Source organism: Thermomicrobium roseum DSM 5159 (assembly GCF_000021685.1).
Lineage (GTDB): Bacteria > Chloroflexota > Chloroflexia > Thermomicrobiales > Thermomicrobiaceae > Thermomicrobium > Thermomicrobium roseum.
The window spans coordinates 1,279,601-1,298,637 of sequence record NC_011959.1 but is presented as its reverse complement, the minus strand read 5'-3'; the positions used below and the strand labels follow the sequence as shown (position 1 = coordinate 1,298,637).

Below are 19,037 nucleotides of genomic sequence, written 5' to 3'. Positions count from 1 at the left end.
GGCAAACTCAGTCCAGTGCGAGCGAAGCGAGCGCTTCATGCCAGGTCGGTCGGTACGGTGCGGCAACGATCGGCTCCCAACCGCGTGCCCGCAGGAGCACGGCGATCTCTTCGGCTTGGGACTGTTGCGGGCTCCACGTGAAGAGGGCGGGACCGGCACCACTGGGCCATGCCCACTGCGCTCCAGCAGCTCGCATGTCGTCCAGCGCGAGCCGAACTTGGGGAAACGCTAGCAAAGGACGAAGGAACGCGTTGCGGATGAGATGAGGATCCAACACGTGGTACTGGCGGAGATGTTCGGCTTGACGACGCGTCGCAGTACCGTCGCTGTAATCGGCCGGAGTGAGGGAACTGTAGAGCGTGCGCGTTTTGTTCCTCAAGGAGAGAGGCGGGACGACGATCACAAACCAACCAGTCGGCGAGGAAAGTGGTTCCAACTCGGTGCCCCGATCGGTGGCGAGTGCTGTGCCTCCCTCGAGGAAGAACGGCACATCGCTCCCCAGGTCGCTCGCGATCCTGCGTGCCAGCGAGTACGGGAGTCCAGCATGGACCAGCGCACCGAGTAGCGTGCCCGCATCGCTCGATCCCCCGCCGAGCCCGGCAGCGATCGGTATCCGCTTGGAGAGCCGAATGCGCGCTCGGATCTCGACACCATGCCCGGCGAGCAGCCGCAATGCGCGCGCGGTCAGGTCGTCCTCGAATTCAGTCGGTGGCCGATAGTCGAGGGCCGTTGCCGGCTCGAGCACGATCTCGTCACCGAAGTCGATCGTCTGCAAGATGGTCACGATCTCGTGGTAGCTGTCTGGTCGTTTGCCCAGGATCTCCAAACCGAGGTTGAGTTTCGCAGGTGCCAGCAAGCGGAAAGGCTTCCGGACTCCGACGCGAATGGTCATGACGCGACGTCCTCGTGGAGAACTCGCCACAGGCGCAGCCACTCTTCCACGGTGAGCGTTTCGGCTCGCCGCGACGGCTCGATTCCTGCTCGCTGTAGCAGGGCGCGCAGCATCTCCTTGTCCATCCCCGTTGCCGTCGCCAGCGCATTGAGAAGCATCTTCCGCCGCTGAGCAAAACCGGCCCGTACGAGCGCAAAGAAGCTGTCCCAGTGGTGCTTGGGCAACGGTGGAGTGCGCCGATCGAGCACGACGACAGCACTTTCGACCTTGGGCGGTGGGGTGAAGGCTCCTGGACCGATTCGGAAGGCCACTCGGGGAAGCGCGAAGAACTGGACGAGGACACCGAGATAACTCATCGCCGGAGGACGCGCTGCCATTCGCTCGGCTACCTCGCGTTGAACCATCACCACCAGGCGCTCGGGTGGATGATCACTCGTCAGGAGCCGCTCCAAAATCGGCGTCGCGACATTGTATGGGAGGTTGGCTACCACAAAATAGGGGCATTGACCGGTCAGTGCTGCCAGATCGACCTCGAGTGCATCACCGTGCACGATGCGGACGTTGGTGCCGTGGAAGCGTTCGGCGAGTTGCTCGGCGAGGCGCGCATCGAGTTCGACGGCGATGACTGATCGTGCCCAGCGTGCGAGTTCCTCGGTGAGGATACCCAGGCCAGGGCCGATTTCCACCACGAGTGCATCGGGTGGCAGCTGGGCCGTCTCCACGATACGGCGGACGATGGCGCGGTCGTGCAGGAAGTGCTGTCCGAGCGCCTTGCGCGGCCGAATCCCGAGTTCCCGCAGGACTTGCCGCACCGGTACCGGCTCTCGCTCGCGCTGGACCGGGAGATCAGCCGGTGAGTTCGGCGACGATGTCGACACCGCTACCCTCATCGACGAAACCGATGCGCCACAACGGCTCACCTGCCGCAGCGAATGCCTGCTCCAGGGTCGGAGCCCGTTCCCTCGCGATCGTGAACAGGAGGCCGCCCGAGGTCACCGGATCGAACAAGAGGTCCCACAGAACAGTCGGGATACCGCGCCCGCGCCGCACCACCGCACTCGGACCTTCTGCATAGTAGGCTCGGTTGCGTTGAGCGCCACCGGGTAAGCGACCCGCCCGTGCGTAGGCTTCGGCCCCCTCCATGATGGGGACAGCGCGTGCGGCGATGACGAGTCGCACGCCACTCTTGAGGGCGATTTCGCTCGCGTGACCGGCCAGGCCATAACCGGTCACGTCGGTACAGGCGCGGACACCGTGGGCGAGGAGCAGCTGACTCGCTGTGCGGTTGAGGCGCACCATCCAGGTGACAGCGTTGTCGACGTGCCCTGGTTCGGCGACTCCTGCCTTCAGTGCAGTCGTGATGGCTCCCGTTCCGATCGGTTTCGTGAGGTAGAGGAGTTCCCCCGGTCGGGCTGCTGCCTTGGTGAGGATACGCGCCGGATCGACTCGCCCGGTCACCACTAACCCGTACTTCGGCTCGTCATCGGTGATGGTGTGCCCACCCGCGATGACCACACCAGCCTCGCGTGCCTTGTCGAGGCCACCGCGGAAGACCTCGGTCAGGAGCTCGAGCGTGAGATCGTTCGGCCAGGCAGCGATATTGAGAGCGAGGAACGGTTCCCCGCCCATCGCGTACACGTCGCTGAGCGCATTGGCAGCAGCGATCGCGCCGTAGAGGTAGGCGTCGTCGACGACCGGCGGGAAGAAGTCGACCGTCTGGACGAGCGCGTCATGCTCGTCCAAACGGTAGACCGCAGCGTCGTCGCTCGTCTGCAAGCCGACGAGCAGGCGAGGGTCTTCTTGAAATTCGAGCAGGCGCAGCACCTGCGCCAGAGCTGCTGGAGCCAGCTTGCCCGCTCAACCGGCGCAGCTGGCGAGCGCCGTGAGCCGTACGATTTCCCGCCGGTCGCTCATCCGAGTCCTCCGAGCGATGAGCCTCCTCGCTTGCGGCAATGGTACTCTCGGGAATGTCGCCAGCGCGAGTTTCCTCTGCGGCTCGACGACCAGCGGTGCCGGTCGCCGACAGCGGGCCTGTGCGACAATCGCGGGGAAGGAGGGCGAGAAGCGATGAGCGGAATGAGTACCGACGAGTTGGTCGCGCTCGCATTGGACATGGCGAACATGCGGCGCCTGCCCGCGGACAGCGAGGTCTACGTGCCGGGTGCACGAATCCGCCGGCTTTTCGTCGCGCTCGATGTCGGGACAGCCGAGCTGCTCGTGGCCCGGGATATCGGTTGCGATGGCGTCTTGGCTCATCATCCAGCCGGCGGGCGGGCAGTTCTCCGCTTTCCCGAAGTGTTGACCCGCCATGTCGAACTCATGGTCGAGCACGGTGTCGATCCAGCGGCTGCCAAGGCTGCGTTGCAACCCTTATTCGCGCGTGCGATTCTTCGTGCACAAGCGGCGAACTACGATCAGGTTCCCGCTGTGGCTCGCTTGTTTGGCATCCCCTTCCTGAACTTGCATTTGCCTCTCGACGAGATCGGTCGTCGGGTAATGGTCGAAACGATCGAGCGCTACCGGACGACGCTTGGCCGCGAGTCGACGGTACAGGATGTGATCGATGCGCTGCGGACGCTGCCCGAGTTCGGCGAGAGTGCGGTGCCGATCATGGTTCCGGTGGGGGCGGTCGATCGGCCGGCGCGTCGCGTCGCGGTCGTGCATGGGGCAGGGACCAACGGCGGTGCATCCGTCGCGCAAGCCTATTTCGCGCACGGCGTGGATACGGTCGTGTATCTCCATTTGGCCCCGGAGGAGGTCGAGCGACTCCGCAGCGGCGCCTCCGGTTCGGTCATCGTCGTCGGTCATGTCCCCGGTGACCAGGTCGGCCTCAACCGATACCTGGCTGAAGTCGAGCGACGGGGCGTCGAGATCGTTCGCGCCGGCATTTAGCGACCGAACACGTTGGCGATGCGGTCGAGCGCCCGCTCCAGGAGCTCGTCAGCGGTCGCGAAACTCAGGCGAATACAACCGGAGCCGGAGGCACCGAACGCGTCGCCCGGCGTAACACCGACATAGGCCTCCTCGATGAGCTTCTGGGCGACCTCTTGCCCAGAGAGTCCAGTACCGCTTACGTCGGGAAAAGCATAGAACGCCCCCTCCGGCAATGGGCACCGGAAGCCGGGTATAGCGTTGAGCCGCTCGGTGACGAACCGCCGGCGACGATCCCAGGCGGCGACCATGGCGTCGATGACGTCTTGCGGCCCTTCCAGCGCTGCGACACCACCCCATTGGGCGAACGATGTCGCACAGGTCGCGGAGTGGCTGTGGACCTTCATGATCTGCCGGATAAGCGGAGCCGGTCCAGCGACGTAGCCGAGACGCCAACCAGTCATGGCATATGCTTTGGAGAAGCCATTGACAGTGAGCGTCCGCTCGGCCATGCCGGGGAAAGCGGCCAAGCTCAGGTGTTCGCGACCGTCGTAGATGATCTTTTCGTAGATCTCGTCGGAAATCACCACGATGTCGTGTTCCTGCGCCACCGTGACGATCGCGTCGGCTTCCTCGCGCGTGAGGACACGCCCGGTGGGGTTGTTGGGACTGTTGACGATCATGAGGCGCGTCTGCGGAGTGAGAACGGCTTCGATGGCCTCTCGCGTGATCCGGTAGTTCTCCTCTGGGAGTAAGGGAACGTGCAGGCAGCGAGCACCGGCCATGATGACCATCGGCTCGTAGGAGACCCAACCGGGATCGAACATCAAGACGTCGTCACCCGGACCGACCAGCGCGAGGATGGAAACGAACAGTGCGGCTTTGCCCCCCGGCGTGACGATGATCTCGTCCGGGGTGACCGGGATGCGGTTTTCGGCCTGAAGCTTACGAGCGATGGCTCGACGGAGTTCCGGAATCCCAGCGCTGGCGACGTAGTGCGTCTCTCCGCGAAACATCGCGTCGGCTGCAGCTTGGCAAATGTGCGTGGGCGTCGGGAAATCGGGGTCGCCACCACCGAGATCGATGACATCGATCCCCTGTTGGCGGAGCGCCCGAGCACGGTCGCTGACTGCGAGCGTCGGGGAAGGGCGAAGCTGACGAACTCGCTCGGCCACGTGATACTGCAGCACGGTTCCTCCTTTCAGTCGTCTTCCGTTCTGCCAGGCCGATTATGCCGCGTGCTCGTCTTCATCGTCCTGACATGACTCGGCGCAAACAGTCGTCGTTGACCCCTTGAAAAGTCGACGCGACCTGAGTACGATACATGACGGTTAGCACTCGAACCCCGAGAGTGCTAACCAGCGGCAGAGGGACAGTGCTGAGACAGAGGAGGGACGAACATGACGGCGACTGCCACGAAGATCCGACCGCTGGGTGATCGTGTCGTGGTCAAACCGATCCAGAAGGAAGAAGTGACCAAGAGCGGGATCGTCCTGCCTGATACGGCAAAGGAAAAGCCGCAGCGTGGGCAGGTGGTCGCCGTGGGCCCGGGCCGACTGACCGACGACGGCAAGCGTCTGCCGATGGAGGTCAAGGTCGGCGACGAGGTGCTGTTCGCCAAGTATGCCGGTACCGAGCTCAAGATCGATGACGAAGAGTACCTGATCCTGAGCGAAAAGGATATCCTGGCTGTTCTGTCCGAATGAGTGGATGAGTCGAGCGGTACGACGGAATAGTTGACGAGTGACGGGAGGGTAGCGATGCCGGCCAAAATGATCCGTTTCCACGAGCAGGCTCGACAGTCCTTGAAAGAAGGCGTCGATATTCTGGCCAATGCAGTCAAGACCACGCTGGGACCGAAGGGACGCAACGTCGCGCTGGACAAGAAGTACGGTGCTCCGACCGTCAGCCATGACGGTGTGACGGTCGCCAAGGAAATCGAGCTGGAGGATCCCTTCGCCAATATGGGGGCCCAGCTTCTGAAAGAGGCGGCGACCAAGACGAACGATGTCGCCGGTGACGGTACGACGACGGCGACCGTTCTGGCACAGGCGATCGTCCACGAGGGGCTGCGGAACGTCGCTGCTGGAGCCAACCCGATGCTGCTCAAGCGCGGTATCGAGCTGGCCACCAAGGCGGTCGTGGAGCGCCTCAAGTCGATGGCCAAGGAGGTCCGCGGGCGCGAGGATATCGCCCATGTCGCTACTATCTCGGCGGCTGATCCCGAGATCGGGAACCTGATCGCCGAGGTCATGGAGAAGGTCGGCAAGGACGGTGTCATCACCGTCGAGGAATCGAAGGGGCTGGCCTTCGAGGTCGAGTACACCGAGGGGATGGAGATCGACCGCGGGTACATCTCCCCCTACTTCGTCACGAACCCGGAGCGCATGGAGGCGGTGGTCGAGGAACCCTTCATCCTGATTACCGACAAGAAGGTTTCGGCCGTCTCCGACATCCTGCCCATCCTCGAGAAGGTTTTGCAGGTCAGCAAGAACTTCGTGATTATCGCTGAGGACGTCGAAGGCGAAGCGCTGGCGACGCTGGTCGTCAACAAGCTGCGCGGCACGCTGAATGCGCTGGCCGTCAAGGCGCCGGGCTTCGGTGACCGCCGCAAGGAGATGCTGCGCGACATCGCCATTCTGACTGGCGGTACGGTCATCTCGGAGGAGCTCGGGCGCAAGCTGGAGACTGCGCGCCTGGAGGATCTGGGTCGTGCCCGCCGCGTCGTCGCGACCAAGGACAAGACGACGATCGTCGAAGGGTACGGCCGCGAGGAGGACATCAAGGCGCGCATCGAGCAGATCAAGGCCCAGATCGAGCAGACGACCAGCGACTTCGATCGCGAGAAGCTCCAGGAGCGACTGGCGAAGCTCGCCGGCGGCGTCGCGGTCATCAAGGTCGGTGCGGCGACCGAAGTCGAGCTGAAGGAGAAGAAGCACCGCGTCGAGGACGCGCTGAGCGCGACCCGCGCTGCGGTCGAAGAGGGTATCGTCCCGGGTGGTGGTGTGGCGTTGCTCAATGCGATCGCCGCACTCGATGAGGTCCAGGCCGAGGGCGACATCAAGACCGGTGTGATGATCGTCAAGCGGGCGCTCGAAGAGCCGCTCCGCGGCATCGTCGAGAACGCTGGCCTGGATGGCTCGGTGGTCATCGAGACGGTGCGGCGGCTCCAGAAGGAGCAGAACAACCCGAACATCGGATACGACGTCATCCGCGAGGAGTACGGTGACCTTCTGGAGTGGGGCGTCATCGACCCGGTCAAGGTGACGCGCTCGGCAGTGGAGAACGCGGCCTCTGTGGCGGCCATGATCCTCACGACCGAGGCGTTGATCACCGAGAAGCCGGAGAAGGAGAAGACCCCGGCTCCGAGCATGGAGTACTGATCCGACGCGTCGATCGGATGCCGATCCGGGCGCACGAGCAGTGCGCCCGGATTTCTTTTCTCCCTCGTTCCCGAGGGACGAGTACACTGCTGCCGATGGCGAACGCTCCCGAGCTGCGGAGCGCGCCGGTGGCCGCGCAGCGTGATGGGCTGAGAGGCTGAGCGTGCGCCGGATCGTCCGTCTCGGACTCTTCGATGCCGCATACCACCGCAATCGCACGACAGCTGCAGCGCTCAGCGTTGCTGGTGCGGTGTTCCGTGATGTCCATTTCCCTGTTCTGGAAACGATCGGTGACCGCCTGGCGCCGTCCCGTGACGCAGCTGCCTTGCTGGCGATGGCCTGGCGATTCGCGCTCGGCGAGATGCGCCTCGCTCCACGCGCCTGCTCGGCGATCGTCTGGGCGCAGGATCTCCTGTTCGGCTATCCCGGTCATTGGGATATCGTCGGCTGGGCACCGCTGGCACGCCGTCTCGGTCGCCGAGTCTTGTTCGATCCCCTGGTCACGCTCACGGAAACCTTCATCGAAGATCGGCGACTCGTTGCGCCGGGTACAGTCCGTGCGCGACTCATCCGTTGGCTTGATCGCCTGGCGCTCCGCGCAGCGGATGTGATCCTGGCCGACACGCCTCAACAGGCAGCGAGTTGGGCAGCACTCGCTGGAGTACCGCTTTCCCGTTTCGCAGTTCTTCCCGTCGGTGCGGATGAACGTCTCTTCGATCCCGCACGGCGGATGCAGGCCGGTGGACGAGGCGATGACTTGGACTGCTTGCGCGTTTTGTTCTACGGTACCTACAGTCCCCTGCACGGTGCCGAGACGATCGTCGAGGCGGTTCACCGCTTGGAGCGAGCTGGCGAGCGACTCGCGGTGGTGATGATCGGAACCGGCCAGTGCGAAGCGGCGGTTCGCGCGCGTGCAGCGGAGGCTGGGCTGCGGACCATCACCTTCGTCCCATGGGTACCGGAGCACGAGCTTCCCAACTGGATCGCGTGGGCGGATGTGGTGCTCGGGATTTTCGGTGCGACAGCGAAGGCGGCTCGGGTGGTTCCTAACAAGGTGTATCAAGCGATGGCGATGGCGTCTGCGATCGTGACGCGCGACAGCCCTGCTCTCCGCTGGTTGGCCGACGGCGAAGAAATCGCGCTCCTCGTGCCCCCGGCTGATGCCGATGCGCTGGCTGCCGCGCTCCGTACCCTCCGCTCGCCTGCCCGGCGCACGGTGCTGGCCCAGGCCGCTCGAGCACGGTTCGAGGCGGTCGCCTCCGATCGAGCTCGGGCGAGTCGTTTGCGTCCTTTGCTCGACCCCTCGCGACCCGAGACGGGAGGTGCCCGGCCATGACCGAGCGTCCGTCGGCCGGGGTGCGACGCGCCCTCTCTCTCCTTGTAGGTATCGGCCTGCTCACTGCCGTCGTCTGGCGCTTGGGGTTGACGACCTTCCTGCAGGCCTTGGGCGAACTTCCCTTGGGCGTTCTTCCGCTCGCCGTGGCGATCGGCGCCGTACCGCCAGTCTGCTATGCCTGGCGCTGGCGCCGGATTCTCGAACTCGCCGACCAGCCGATCTCGCTGGTCGACGCCTTGCGAGTGACTGTCGCAGCAACGACGGCGAACTATCTCGTTCCTGCGTTCGGGTGGGCTCCGGCGAAGATCGTTCTGGCGCGACGCTGGCTGCGGATGGGCGTGACCCAGACGGTGCCTTCGGTCGTACTCGAGCAGCTGATCGATCTCACCGTGCTGGCGGTACTGGCTGGTAGCGGGTTGGTCCTCATCGGCAAGCTGCCCATCCCGCTGCGATCGGGAACGTTCGCCGTCTTCGCGGCAGTCGTGGTCGCCGTCGTTCTCCTTCTCGGGGTACTCGGCTCGGTCGTTCGCAGAGGTCGTCTGACGGGAATGCGACGAATGCTTTCGGTGAGTTGGCTGTTCGTCGCCACCATGCTCGGTGATCCACTCGTGTGGAGCGCAACAGCGGGACGCTGGGCGGCAGAACTTTTTGTGCTCGGTCTCCTCGCCGCACTTTCCGGACTGCAGATCGGTTGGGCAGGCCTGATCGTGCTGCTGGCCGTGCCTGCGCTCGCCGGCGCACTGGTTCCGATTCCTGGTGGAATCGGTATTCGCGAGGCGAGCGGGGTAGCGATCGCCGCCTGGCTCGGGATCGATCCGGCGGTGGCCGGAGCGATCCTGGTCTGGCACCGTGCAGTTACGCTCCTCGGGCTTGCGGGGGTAGGCGTCGTTTCCGCTGTCGCAGGAGAAGCGCGTCCGTGATGCGATCAGGTATCTGGAACCATCTTCGGCGGTATCATGGGCAGCTCGATCCAGGACTGGTGACGATCTGGGTCCTGGGGCTCGTCGTCCGCTTCGCCCTCGCGCCTCTCTCCTTCCATTCCGACCTGTACCAGGTTTACTCGCGTGCTCATCTCGCCATTTCCACTGGTGCGTGGTGGAGCTGGAGTTCGCAGCTGGTCGCGCAGCTCCTGCACGATGCCTGGCTGGCGCTGATTCTCCCCCTGCTGCCAGGGAGCGCCAGCATTTGGTCACCGACCGCAGCTGTCGCCGGTATCGGAGCACAACCGGAGGATATCGCTCGCTTCCTCGCCTACCCGCTGCTCGGACGTGCGCTGGTCCTGATGAAGCTTCCGTACCTGCTCGCCGATGCGATCGCGGGCTGGCTGATCGGACAACACGTCGTGCCGGCGCGGCGGCGCTGGGCACTGGCGCTTTGGTGGCTCAACCCGATCGTCATCTACACGAGTGCCGTGTTCGGGCGACACGACAGTATCTGGGTCGTGGCCGTGCTGATCGGGATCGAGTTCGCCCGGCGAGGAGCGCGTTGGACGGGGTTGGCAGTTACGAGCCTGGCCGCAGCTGCCCGATTTTTCCCGGTATTCGTGGTGCCGCTCTATCTCGTAGCCTTGCGGCGTTCCTGGCGGACTGTCTTCCTCGGGGCAGCAGGTGTCGGCGGGCTCTGGATGGTGGTCGATCTCGTGCTCCTGCAGCGCACGGGGCAGAGCCCCACGCTGACCTTGCTGGGCGAGTACCCGCATGTTCGTTATCTGATCGCACTCGCTTTACCCGCCGGTGACGATGTCGCGGTGCCTGTCCTTCCCCTCGTCTACACCATTTTCGTATGCTGGTGGGCGAGTCGTGGGCCACGCGGAGTCGATGCGTACCGCGCGGGGGCAGCAGCGACGCTTTGTGGGATCGTCGCCTTGACCCCGTTTCATCCGCAATATGTCATTTGGTCCCTACCCTTGGCCGTGCCATTCTTGGTCCGTGACCGCACCGGGCCGGTGCTCGCGGTCGCGCAGGCTGCGCTGTTTCTGGCGTGGCTCCCACGGTGGGGCGCTGCGGCGACGACTGGACTCTTGCTGCCGCTCGGTCGCGACGTGATCGAGACGTTACCCGATCCGCAACTGTTGTTGGCTGCGCTCTTGCCGGGATCGGTCTGGCAGCCGTTCGTCCGGGGGGCTTTCGCCGGGGTGACGCTTTGGATCGGCTGGCGTGCGCTCGTCGCTGCACGCCGGAGCTTGCAGGGGACGACCGAGGATGACCGCGAGTTCGTGAGGATGGAGGCATGAGACCGCGTGGCTTGCGCTGGCTGCTCGTCATGGCCTGGTTCGCTCTGTGGTCACTCGGTTGCCGCGTTCCGCAGACGCTGGTCGCGACGGTACCGGAAAGCACGAGCACACTCACGGTACGCACGCAGGTCGAGCAGCCGTTCTATTCCGCGCGCGACGGTCTCACCGCTGTTCGTCTTCGCCTCAATTTGCCTGACAACTTCGCTCCCGGTGAGCGTCCCTCGCTCGGTGGGGGTGGGACGATCCGCATCGTCTATGCACCGGAGGTCGATCCTCGTTATCCGGATAGCGATTTCTATGCTTGGCCGGCGTCGCAAGGGTGGCTCGGGGAGCTCCTACCGGGGCGCGTGATTTCGCAGACGTTCCTCTCGCGCTACCCCAATCTGGATGGGATCACTGTTCGAGTCGGCACATATGGTGCCGACATCGGCACCGGAATCGGGCGGTTGCGCGAGGATGTTTCGGCGATCGTGCGGGAAGCGCCGATCGCTGGTCGGGAAATCACGACGCTCCCCGGAGGTGGTGCCGTCGAGGTCATCGGCAGTCGTGAGAGCTGGGTGCGCGTGCGGCTCGCGGATGGGCGTGTCGGTTACATCGACCGTGCGTCGTTCGCTGACCTTCCCGCTCCCACGCGCGAAAACTGGGGTGAGTTGCTCTTGCGACTCTATCGCGAGGGAGAGGAAGCTCCACTCCGCGAAGCGCGGCTCCGGGTACAGGGACTTTCCGACGAAAGCCACGTGACCTTCCGCTTCGCACCCATCGCTGATTCGTATCGAACATCGTATCGATTCACGATCGAGGCAGTCGGATCGGCGCCGGGTCACGCGGTGACGTTGTGGAGTGATCCAGCGACGGAGACGCTCGTCTTTCGCCCGACCTATGCGAGCCAGGTATTAGCCGAAGCCGCGCTCGATGCGGGTCGTTGGTCGGGGGTGGAGGGAACACTGGAGGTGCGTTTCGCCCCGGTCCAGCCCACGCGCGACGTCTATCTGCGGCTCATTGTCGAAGCGAAGGAGCGACCGCTCATCGTGCACTGGTCGATGGTGCGCCCACCGGGCAATTTGCCGCTGGCGAGCCGCGACGATCCGGGCATTTGGGGCGGGCTGGTCTTCAATGCCCGTTACAGCGAAACGGTTCCGGTCGGCTGGCTCGTCCGGACGGTATTCGTCCGGTCAACTCGCGCGATCTTCAGCGATCCTGTACTCGGCATCGGGTACATGTTCGTGACGAGTGGTGCGCTCGGTCTCCTGGCTTGGAGCTGGAGGAAGCGTGGTCGTCGAGCGGTCGTCTCGTAACTGCGTCTTGTGCGGCACGCGCTTCACCGGAAGGCGGTTTCTCTGCCGCCGGTGTAGCGAGCGTTATCGGCGAGAACGACCGAGTCGCGAGCTCCGGCGCCGATTTTACGAGGCGGTCGACCAACTGTACCCGAGTTGGGCGAACACCTTCGGCTCGTACAACATGCCGCAAGCGCTCTTGGCGGTACTCGATTCGGTACCTCGCTCCGCGCGTATCCTGGAACTCGGGTGCGGTGGTGGTGCACTTTTGCGGACACTGGCTGAGCGCGGCTTCGAACGGCTCGTCGGGCTCGATTTGGCCCGGACTGCGCTGCGGGAGGCATGCCGGCGAGAAACACCGGCCGCGTTCGTTTTGGCGGATGCCGAACGCTTACCCTTCCGCTCGCAGAGTTTCGACGTCGTGATCGCGACCGACCTGATCGAGCATGTCGATGATCTGGATGCACATCTGGCCGAAGTCGCGCGTGTCCTTCGGCCCGGAGGCTGGTACTTGGTGAAAACGCCGAACCGCCCCCTCGCCGAGTTGTACTACCGACTCGCTGGGTTGGACGATTATCCGTTCTGGCATCCTTCGATGCTGTCGCCTGGTGAGCTGCAGACACGATTCGCCCGACATGGCTTTACGGTACGGATTCTGGCACAGCCAGCTCTGACACCCGCGCAGCTGCGCAAGGTGCCGACGCCGCTCTTGCGGGGCATCGCAGCCCGGCTGCCAGTCGCGCTTCTGCCTGTGTGGCTGCGGCCCCATCTGGAAGCGCTCGCTGAGCTGCAGGCGGAACCGGACAGTAGCGGCGATGGTGATAGTCGACGTACACTGAAGGAACCATCCTGAGGAACGCAGGCGGTGGCGCTGATGCGTGGTGGTTCACTTCTTTTGCTGCTGGTCATGCTCGTCGGTGCGTCCTGTGTGGCAACGAGTCCACTCGGGCCACCGCTGCCGGCACCGCGTCCCGCAGCCACGGTGACGCCGGACCAGACCAGACAGCAGCGAGCGGAAGACCTGCCGAGAGCGCTCGAAGACGGCTTACCCGATTTGCTGACGACCGTTACACCGGACTCGGCGTACCGAGACGATGTGGATGTGCGCGAACTCTATCGCGATCTCTTCGCGTATGCGGACATGCCGCTCCGTTACCGCGGCACCCTTTGGACAGTCGTCGAGCAGGGAGACCTGTTGTTTGTGCAGGTGCGCGTCTCCTTTGGGAGCGGGCCGGACGACTGGCGCGCGCTCGTCGTCATGTTCCCTCTGTACCGGTTCACGATCGAGCGTGCACGACTGACCGAAGGGGCGAGCGTTGTCGTGTGGGGGCGACCCCGCACGATGCTGGAGTTCACCGACGATGCCGGGAATCGGGTGGCGCAACCGTTGCTGCTCGGTGACGGCATAACGGTCCTCGAATGACGAGTGCCCCGTTCGTTCGAACGGGGCACTGCTCCGTGGCGCATACGGGATTCGAACCCGTGATCTCCGCCTTGAGAGGGCGGTGTCCTTGGCCGCTAGACGAATGCGCCGCGGCACTAGGCAGAGTATACCAGTGCCGCCGATCCCTTGTCCAGTCGTCCCGCAGCGCCGTTCTCGACCAGTGTGCCGAGTAGGACGCCGGCATCGGCTCGAGTCGTGCCGATCCGGTGCATTTGACGCAGTGTGTCCAGCTCGACTATACTGCCCCGGAAACCTTCGCCATGCCGTCGCGCAGTCGCTGGTCGGCGCGAGCGCAGAATCCGACGACGAGAGGGAACGAACGAGTGAGCACCTTGGCGGAGCGTCTGCTCGCTGATCTTCAAGAAGCGGTCAAAACGGGCGATGTGACGCGTCGTGAAGTGATCCGTTTTTTGCGAGCTGAGATCAAGAACCGGGAGATCGACAAGGGTCGGCCGCTCACGGACGAAGAGATCATCGAGGTCATCCGTCGTCAGATCAAGATGCGACGCGAGGCGATCGAGCAGTTCGCGCAGGGCGGGCGCCAGGACCTGGTCGAGCGCGAGGAAGCGCAGATTCGCGTCCTGGAGACCTACCTACCGCAGCAGCTGTCGCCGGACGAACTCATGGAGCTCGCACGAGCTGTTGTCCGGGAAGTCGGTGCGACTGGTCCGCGTGATATGGGCCGCGTGATGCCCGTTCTGCGTGAACGGGTGGGGCCGCGAGCTGAGGGACGTGCCATCGCCGAAGCAGCGCAGAAGGCGCTCGCTGAGGTCGCGGGGAGTTGACCTCGAGAGACAACGCAGCGAATCGAGGTGACGAGCGCCGGTGCTGTCGCGTATCGATCGCTTCTGGTCCGACTCTCTCCTGGTGTTCATCGCGCTGCGTCATCGAGCGCGCCATGTCCTCGTCTGGCTCGGGGTCTTTTTCGTCCTGTGGGCCCCCCTCGCTGTGCTGGTCTACGGTGCCTGGGAAGCGAGCGGGATCACACTCCAGCCGGGGCAGATCGCCGACCGGACGATCAAAGCTCCGTACACAGCAACGTTCGAGTCGCGCTTGCTGACCCAGCAAGCACGGCAAGAAGCCTACGACGATTCGCGCAATATCGTTCTCGTCCGCGATCCGGCGGTGGAGGCAGCCCAACTCGAAGCGCTCAACCGGCTGCTCACTCAGCTGGACGCGATTCGAGCCCAACGGGGAACCGATCTGGCTGCGGCCACCCAGCAAGCCCAGTCCGCTCTCGAAGGGTTGGGTGCGGAAGATGCCCAACTGCTGGTGAGCCTCTCGGATGCGAGCTGGGGCCGGATCGAGGGGGAAGCCCGGCGGCTCCTGGCCAGCGTGCTCTCCGGTGAGGTTCGCTCGGACAACGTGGCGCAAATCAAGGAACAGCTTCCGGACCGGGTATCGATCGAGTTAAACCCGGTCGAACGTCGGCTCGTCGTCGTTCTCGTCCGATCGTTCATTCGTCCGAACGTCCGTGTGGATGAGCAAGCGACGCGCGCGGCACGCGAGGCGGCTGCTGCCGCTGTTTCTCCGGTCATGGTCACGGTGCAAGCCGGACAGGTGATCGTTCGCGACGGTGATCCGGTCACGCCGGAGGCGCTGGAGAAGTTGGAGTACTTCGGGCTGCTTTCGCCGCGCCAGTCCTGGCCTGAGTTCTTGGGATTGCTGGGCGTTCTGGCGCTGTGGGCAGGAGGCTTTGCCCTCGCGCTCTATCGCTCAGTCCAGCATACGAGGCAGCCGCGCCAGCTCTTTTTGATCGTCGGCCTCGTGCTGCTGACGCTCGCGGCTGGGCGTCTGCTGGTCACCATCCCCGAGTTCCGTTATTCGTTCCCGGTCGCCGGAACGGTGATGCTCTTCGCGGTCCTCCTCGACTTGCGCACTGCGCTCTTAGCGAGCTGGTTTCTCGCATTGGCGCTCGGGATTCTCGATGGGTTCTCCTTGCTCACCACGCTGGTCGCCGGCTTCGGGAGCCTGGCCGGCGCGGTCGTCGTCTGGCGAGCCGAGCGGACGGTGACCTTCCTCTGGGCGGGCATCGCCGTGGCAGCAGCGACCGCTGCGACGGCGCTGGCTGCACTGACCGCGCTCGGACGTCAAGTGGTCGACTGGAACCTCGCGGGAAACGTGCTCTTGCAGAGCGGGATCAATGGGGTGCTCTCGGCGAGTCTCTGCTTTTTGTCCTTCAGCTTGCTCGGTCGGTTACTCGGCATCACGACGCATCTCCAACTCATGGAACTGGCGCATCCGACGCAACCGCTTCTGTCCCGGTTGGCAAGGGAGGCGCCGGGTACGTACCACCATAGTCTCGTCGTGGGTAACTTGGCAGAAGCAGCAGCCGAGGTCGTCGGTGCCGACCCACTCCTGACTCGGGTGGGTGTACTCTACCACGATATCGGTAAAGTGCTGCACCCGGAGTTGTATGTGGAGAATCAAGCCAATCGCATCAACATTCACGATTCACTTGATCCGCTGACGAGTGCTCGCCTGATCGAGGAGCACGTGACAGAGGGGGTCAAACTGGCCAAACGGGCACGCTTGCCCAAGCCGATCGTCGATATCATCCAGCAGCACCATGGGACGACCCTGATCAAGTACTTCTACGCCAAGGCGAAGGAAGCCGGCCTGGCTGTCGACGAGCAAGCGTTCCGCTATCCTGGGCCGCGACCGCAGTCCAAGGAAGCTGCAGTCGTCATGCTGGCAGACAGCGTCGAGGCGGCGGTGCGAGCAGCCGCTCAGTCCGGGAAGTTGTATGAGCCGGGTGATCCACACTCGGTGTCGAAGCGTCTCGCGGAGATCGTCGACCGCGTGATTCGCGAGCGCTTGGAGGACGGCCAGCTGGATGACGCCGATCTCACCTTCCGCCAGATCACGGAGATCCGGCGCGTCTTCCTCACCATGCTCGAGGGGGTTTACCACCCACGTGTGGAATATCCGGAAGTTCGCCGCGAGCTGGTCGTGACTGGCGTGGACGAGCGGGCGGCGGCCGAGGCATGAGCTGGCCACTCCGTGTCGGAATTCGCGTCAGCGAGGGGCTCGACCGGCCGGTCTCGGTACGGCGGCTGGCCCGCTTCCTCCGTTTCGTCGCCGAGCGCGAGGGAGTCACGGGAGAAGTTGGCGTCTGGATTTGCCGCGATGACGAGATCGCCGAACTCCACGAGCGGTTCCAGGGAATTCCGGGGCCGACCGATGTCATGAGTTTCCCGGGAGAGCCACCGTACCTCGGTGACATCGCTGTCTCAGCGGAAACAGCAGCCGTGCAGGGGGCCGAGGTCGGTCACGGCGTGGGACGAGAGATCGCCTTCCTGACCGTTCATGGCTTCTTGCACTTGATCGGTTACGACGACCTGTCGGAGCCAGAGAGATCGCGTATGTTGGAGCGTCAGGAGGAGCTGCTCCATGCCTTCGAGTGCGTCGAGCCGGGACGCTGGGAGCCCGTTGCGCGTCAGCGTCGTCATGACGGTCAAAAACGAGGCGACAACACTGCCTGAGCTTCTCGACTCGCTCATCGGTCAGACACGTCGACCCGACGAAGTCATCGTCGTCGATGGCGGGTCAGACGACGGGACGGTGGAGGTGCTGGATCGGTGGCATGATCGGCTGCCGCTTCGCGTCATCAGCCTTCCGGGGGCGACTATCGCGGAAGGGCGTAATGCTGGGCTCGCTGCCGCTACTGGCGATATCGTCGCCGTCACCGATGGGGGTGTCGTTCTCCAACCGGACTGGCTGGAGCGACTGGTCGCACCGTTCGAGGAACCTGACGCACCAGACGTGGTCGCTGGTTTTTTCGTCGCTGACCCACGCACGGCAGTCGAGCTGGCGATCGGTGTCACGACGCTACCCGATGCCGAGGAAATCGATCCGCGACGCTTTCTTCCCTCCAGCCGGTCGGTCGCCTTCCGCCGCAGCCTGTTCGTCGCCGGAATCCGCTATCCGGCGTGGCTCGACTATTGCGAGGACGTGATCTTCGACTTGCGCCTGCAGCGAGCAGGGGCGCGTTTCCGTTTCGAGCCGCGAGCGCTCGTCCGCTATCGTCCGCGGCCCTCGCTGGCAGCGTTCGCCCTGCAGTATTTCCGCTATGCCCGTGGCGATGGGAAAGCCGGTCTCTTTGCGGCTCGTCACCTGATTCGCTATGCGACCTATCTCGGTTTCTTACCGCTCGTCGCCTGGCGACGACGCTGGTGGCTCGTCGCGCTCGCTTTCGGAGGTGCTGCCTGGTATCTGCGGCGCCCATACCGGCGACTGTGGCGACGACGGCAGCACTATCCGCGGCATTGGCTCGTTCGAGCTGCCCTGCTGATACCCCTGGTGCGGCTCATCGGCGATCTGGCCAAGCAAGCAGGGTATCCGGTCGGGCTCGCCTGGCGCTGCCGACGATATGGGATCAGGCGGACGTGGCAGTCGATTCCTGAATCGATGCCTCCAGCAATGCCAGACGCAGGAACTCTGCTGCCCACAACCCGACCCGCCGGCGAATCTCTTGCGGATGCGACGTGATCTGGTGCGTGCGCGTCACGACGGTTGCCGGCGTGCTCACAGCCAGGGCTGCCTGCCCCACACTGCGATCGGCTGTCGGTCCCGGATCGATGCGAACGATGATCGCTAAGCCACAGTCACTGCCTGCCGCGACTGCGGTCCGCTGAGCGAGATCGCGGGCGACCTCCTCGAGGGAGGAGTCGAGGGGAGGCTGGCTGGTGAGGATCGTTGCGGTGCGCAGGAACTGTCCAGCAGCTGGTTCCTCGGCCAGCAGACTCGTCAATCGACTGCCGCTTGCCCATTCGGTGATGGCGAGCGTCCAGCCAGAGCGTCCGAGCAGCTCGAGGATCGCCCCGCCGAGTGTCGTGTCATCGGTTCCGTACACTGCTGAACCGAGCCGAGCGCGGAGCGCGCGCTCGACCTCGTCGAGAAGGCGCTCAGCCGCACCGGCGTCGGGTGCGTGCGCAGTGATCCGCACATGAACGCCGTCGTCCTTGGCGTAGGTTGCGATACGCGCGCGACTGGTCGCGATGAGATCGTGGATCCGTTCCTCGACCAGCGATTCTCCCAGACCGATCGTCTTGAGCGTGCGGAAGCGGATCGCACCACCACCGATGGAGGGGAGCAGGCGTGGAACCGCCTGCTCATGCCACATGCGCATCATTTCGCGGGGGACTCCCGGCATGGTCACGATGATGTGCCCATCGCGGCGGACGAACCACCCTGGAGCGGTGCCGATCGGATTGGGGAGGGGCTCGCACGAGGGAATACGCGAGGCTTGCTTGGCGTTCCGTTCTGGCATGGTGAGGCCACGGGCAGCGAAAAAGGCACGGATTTCTTCGAGCAATGCGGGATCGATCGTGAGTGGCTCAGCCAGAAGCTGCGCGATCGCCTCGCGCGTCAGATCGTCCTCCGTGGGCCCGATCCCTCCAGTCGTGACGATGAGCGAGGCATCTTCCCAGGCACGGCGGAGCATCCGCACGATCCAGTCGAGGTCATCACCGACCTGCGCGACCCAGCGGAGGGGAATACCGAGGGCAGCGAGTTCGCGGGCGAGGAAGGTGGCGTTGGTGTCAGTGAGGTGTCCGTCGATCAACTCGGTGCCGATGGAGAGAACGACCGCGTCCATCGCGC

Annotated in this window: 18 protein-coding genes and 1 tRNA gene; 13 read left to right on the top strand and 6 right to left on the bottom strand. The window is 64.4% G+C overall.

The window, feature by feature from the left end; all coding sequences use genetic code 11:
- Positions 1-7: 7 nt before the first annotated feature.
- Genes ispE through selD form a run of 3 tightly spaced genes read right to left on the bottom strand, consistent with a single transcriptional unit; the run spans position 8 to position 2,806 of the window.
- Positions 8-892, bottom strand: coding sequence for a 4-(cytidine 5'-diphospho)-2-C-methyl-D-erythritol kinase (gene ispE / locus TRD_RS13630; protein ID WP_015922256.1), 885 nt, complete (start codon positions 890-892; stop codon positions 8-10).
- Positions 889-1,770 (bottom strand): 16S rRNA (adenine(1518)-N(6)/adenine(1519)-N(6))-dimethyltransferase RsmA, encoded by an 882-nt coding sequence (gene rsmA / locus TRD_RS06125; protein WP_226980682.1) that lies wholly within the window; start codon positions 1,768-1,770, stop codon positions 889-891. Before rsmA ends, ispE begins: the two co-directional genes overlap by 4 nt.
- Positions 1,739-2,806, bottom strand: coding sequence for a selenide, water dikinase SelD (gene selD / locus TRD_RS06120; protein ID WP_081433430.1), 1,068 nt, complete (start codon positions 2,804-2,806; stop codon positions 1,739-1,741). Before selD ends, rsmA begins: the two co-directional genes overlap by 32 nt.
- A 153-nt stretch (positions 2,807-2,959) precedes the next feature.
- Here selD and TRD_RS06110 point away from each other — a divergent pair, with 153 nt between their 5' ends.
- Entirely contained in the window at positions 2,960-3,784 is an 825-nt protein-coding gene (locus TRD_RS06110) for a hypothetical protein (RefSeq protein WP_015922252.1), read from the top strand.
- Here the strand turns inward: TRD_RS06110 and TRD_RS06105 are convergent.
- A complete protein-coding gene (locus TRD_RS06105) occupies positions 3,781-4,953 on the bottom strand; it encodes a pyridoxal phosphate-dependent aminotransferase (protein ID WP_015922251.1) in 1,173 nt (390 codons plus the stop codon). The two genes, TRD_RS06110 and TRD_RS06105, sit on opposite strands and share 4 nt — an antisense overlap.
- Before the next feature lie 210 nt (positions 4,954-5,163).
- Between TRD_RS06105 and groES the strand changes: the two genes are divergently transcribed.
- From groES to TRD_RS06065, 8 genes are all read left to right on the top strand, one after another.
- Positions 5,164-5,469 (top strand): co-chaperone GroES, encoded by a 306-nt coding sequence (groES, locus tag TRD_RS06100; protein ID WP_015922250.1) that lies wholly within the window; start codon positions 5,164-5,166, stop codon positions 5,467-5,469.
- Between the two features lie 54 nt (positions 5,470-5,523).
- Positions 5,524-7,146, top strand: coding sequence for a chaperonin GroEL (gene groL / locus TRD_RS06095; protein WP_041436002.1), 1,623 nt, complete (start codon positions 5,524-5,526; stop codon positions 7,144-7,146).
- A 163-nt stretch (positions 7,147-7,309) separates the two neighbouring features.
- Complete coding sequence (locus TRD_RS06090; protein WP_015922248.1) at positions 7,310-8,482, top strand: glycosyltransferase; 1,173 nt, start codon at positions 7,310-7,312, stop codon at positions 8,480-8,482.
- Positions 8,479-9,402, top strand: coding sequence for a lysylphosphatidylglycerol synthase transmembrane domain-containing protein (locus TRD_RS06085; protein ID WP_015922247.1), 924 nt, complete (start codon positions 8,479-8,481; stop codon positions 9,400-9,402). Before TRD_RS06090 ends, TRD_RS06085 begins: the two co-directional genes overlap by 4 nt.
- A complete protein-coding gene (locus tag TRD_RS06080) occupies positions 9,399-10,715 on the top strand; it encodes a hypothetical protein (protein WP_015922246.1) in 1,317 nt (438 codons plus the stop codon). The genes TRD_RS06085 and TRD_RS06080 overlap by 4 nt, the downstream gene beginning before the upstream one ends.
- Entirely contained in the window at positions 10,712-12,010 is a 1,299-nt protein-coding gene (locus TRD_RS06075; RefSeq protein ID WP_015922245.1) for an SH3 domain-containing protein, read from the top strand. Before TRD_RS06080 ends, TRD_RS06075 begins: the two co-directional genes overlap by 4 nt.
- Positions 11,985-12,842 (top strand): class I SAM-dependent methyltransferase, encoded by an 858-nt coding sequence (locus TRD_RS06070; protein WP_015922244.1) that lies wholly within the window; start codon positions 11,985-11,987, stop codon positions 12,840-12,842. The genes TRD_RS06075 and TRD_RS06070 overlap by 26 nt, the downstream gene beginning before the upstream one ends.
- Before the next feature lie 12 nt (positions 12,843-12,854).
- Positions 12,855-13,412, top strand: a complete 558-nt coding sequence (locus TRD_RS06065; protein ID WP_015922243.1) for a hypothetical protein — start codon at positions 12,855-12,857, stop codon at positions 13,410-13,412.
- A gap of 36 nt (positions 13,413-13,448) precedes the next feature.
- On the opposite strand, the gene TRD_RS06060 is transcribed toward TRD_RS06065, so the two are convergent.
- Positions 13,449-13,522 (bottom strand) — tRNA-Glu (locus TRD_RS06060).
- A 117-nt stretch (positions 13,523-13,639) separates the two neighbouring features.
- On the opposite strand from TRD_RS06060, the gene TRD_RS06055 reads away from it, so the two are divergent.
- The 4 genes from TRD_RS06055 to TRD_RS14145 are packed head-to-tail and all read left to right on the top strand — an operon-like array spanning position 13,640 to position 17,924.
- Entirely contained in the window at positions 13,640-14,218 is a 579-nt protein-coding gene (locus tag TRD_RS06055; RefSeq protein WP_015922241.1) for a GatB/YqeY domain-containing protein, read from the top strand.
- A gap of 40 nt (positions 14,219-14,258) precedes the next feature.
- Positions 14,259-16,424, top strand: coding sequence for an HD family phosphohydrolase (locus TRD_RS06050; RefSeq protein WP_015922240.1), 2,166 nt, complete (start codon positions 14,259-14,261; stop codon positions 16,422-16,424).
- Entirely contained in the window at positions 16,421-16,918 is a 498-nt protein-coding gene (gene ybeY / locus TRD_RS06045) for an rRNA maturation RNase YbeY (protein ID WP_015922239.1), read from the top strand. The genes TRD_RS06050 and ybeY overlap by 4 nt, the downstream gene beginning before the upstream one ends.
- Positions 16,866-17,924 carry a glycosyltransferase gene (locus tag TRD_RS14145; protein WP_226980681.1) on the top strand — a complete coding sequence of 353 codons (1,059 nt, stop codon included), beginning with the start codon at positions 16,866-16,868 and terminating at the stop codon, positions 17,922-17,924. Before ybeY ends, TRD_RS14145 begins: the two co-directional genes overlap by 53 nt.
- Here TRD_RS14145 and TRD_RS06035 read toward each other — a convergent pair.
- Positions 17,812-19,032: a CinA family nicotinamide mononucleotide deamidase-related protein gene (locus TRD_RS06035; RefSeq protein ID WP_015922238.1), complete on the bottom strand. Its 1,221-nt coding sequence runs from the start codon at positions 19,030-19,032 to the stop codon at positions 17,812-17,814. The genes TRD_RS14145 and TRD_RS06035 overlap by 113 nt on opposite strands.
- Positions 19,033-19,037: the final 5 nt, after the last annotated feature.

Coding starts and splice junctions, on each gene's coding strand:
- ispE (WP_015922256.1), bottom strand. CDS start 892: ATGACCATTCGCGTCGGAGTCCGGAAGCCTTTCCGCTTGCTGGCACCT.
- TRD_RS06110 (WP_015922252.1), top strand. CDS start 2,960: ATGAGCGGAATGAGTACCGACGAGTTGGTCGCGCTCGCATTGGACATG.
- groES (WP_015922250.1), top strand. CDS start 5,164: ATGACGGCGACTGCCACGAAGATCCGACCGCTGGGTGATCGTGTCGTG.
- groL (WP_041436002.1), top strand. CDS start 5,524: ATGCCGGCCAAAATGATCCGTTTCCACGAGCAGGCTCGACAGTCCTTG.
- TRD_RS06085 (WP_015922247.1), top strand. CDS start 8,479: ATGACCGAGCGTCCGTCGGCCGGGGTGCGACGCGCCCTCTCTCTCCTT.
- TRD_RS06075 (WP_015922245.1), top strand. CDS start 10,712: ATGAGACCGCGTGGCTTGCGCTGGCTGCTCGTCATGGCCTGGTTCGCT.
- ybeY (WP_015922239.1), top strand. CDS start 16,421: ATGAGCTGGCCACTCCGTGTCGGAATTCGCGTCAGCGAGGGGCTCGAC.
- TRD_RS06035 (WP_015922238.1), bottom strand. CDS start 19,032: ATGGACGCGGTCGTTCTCTCCATCGGCACCGAGTTGATCGACGGACAC.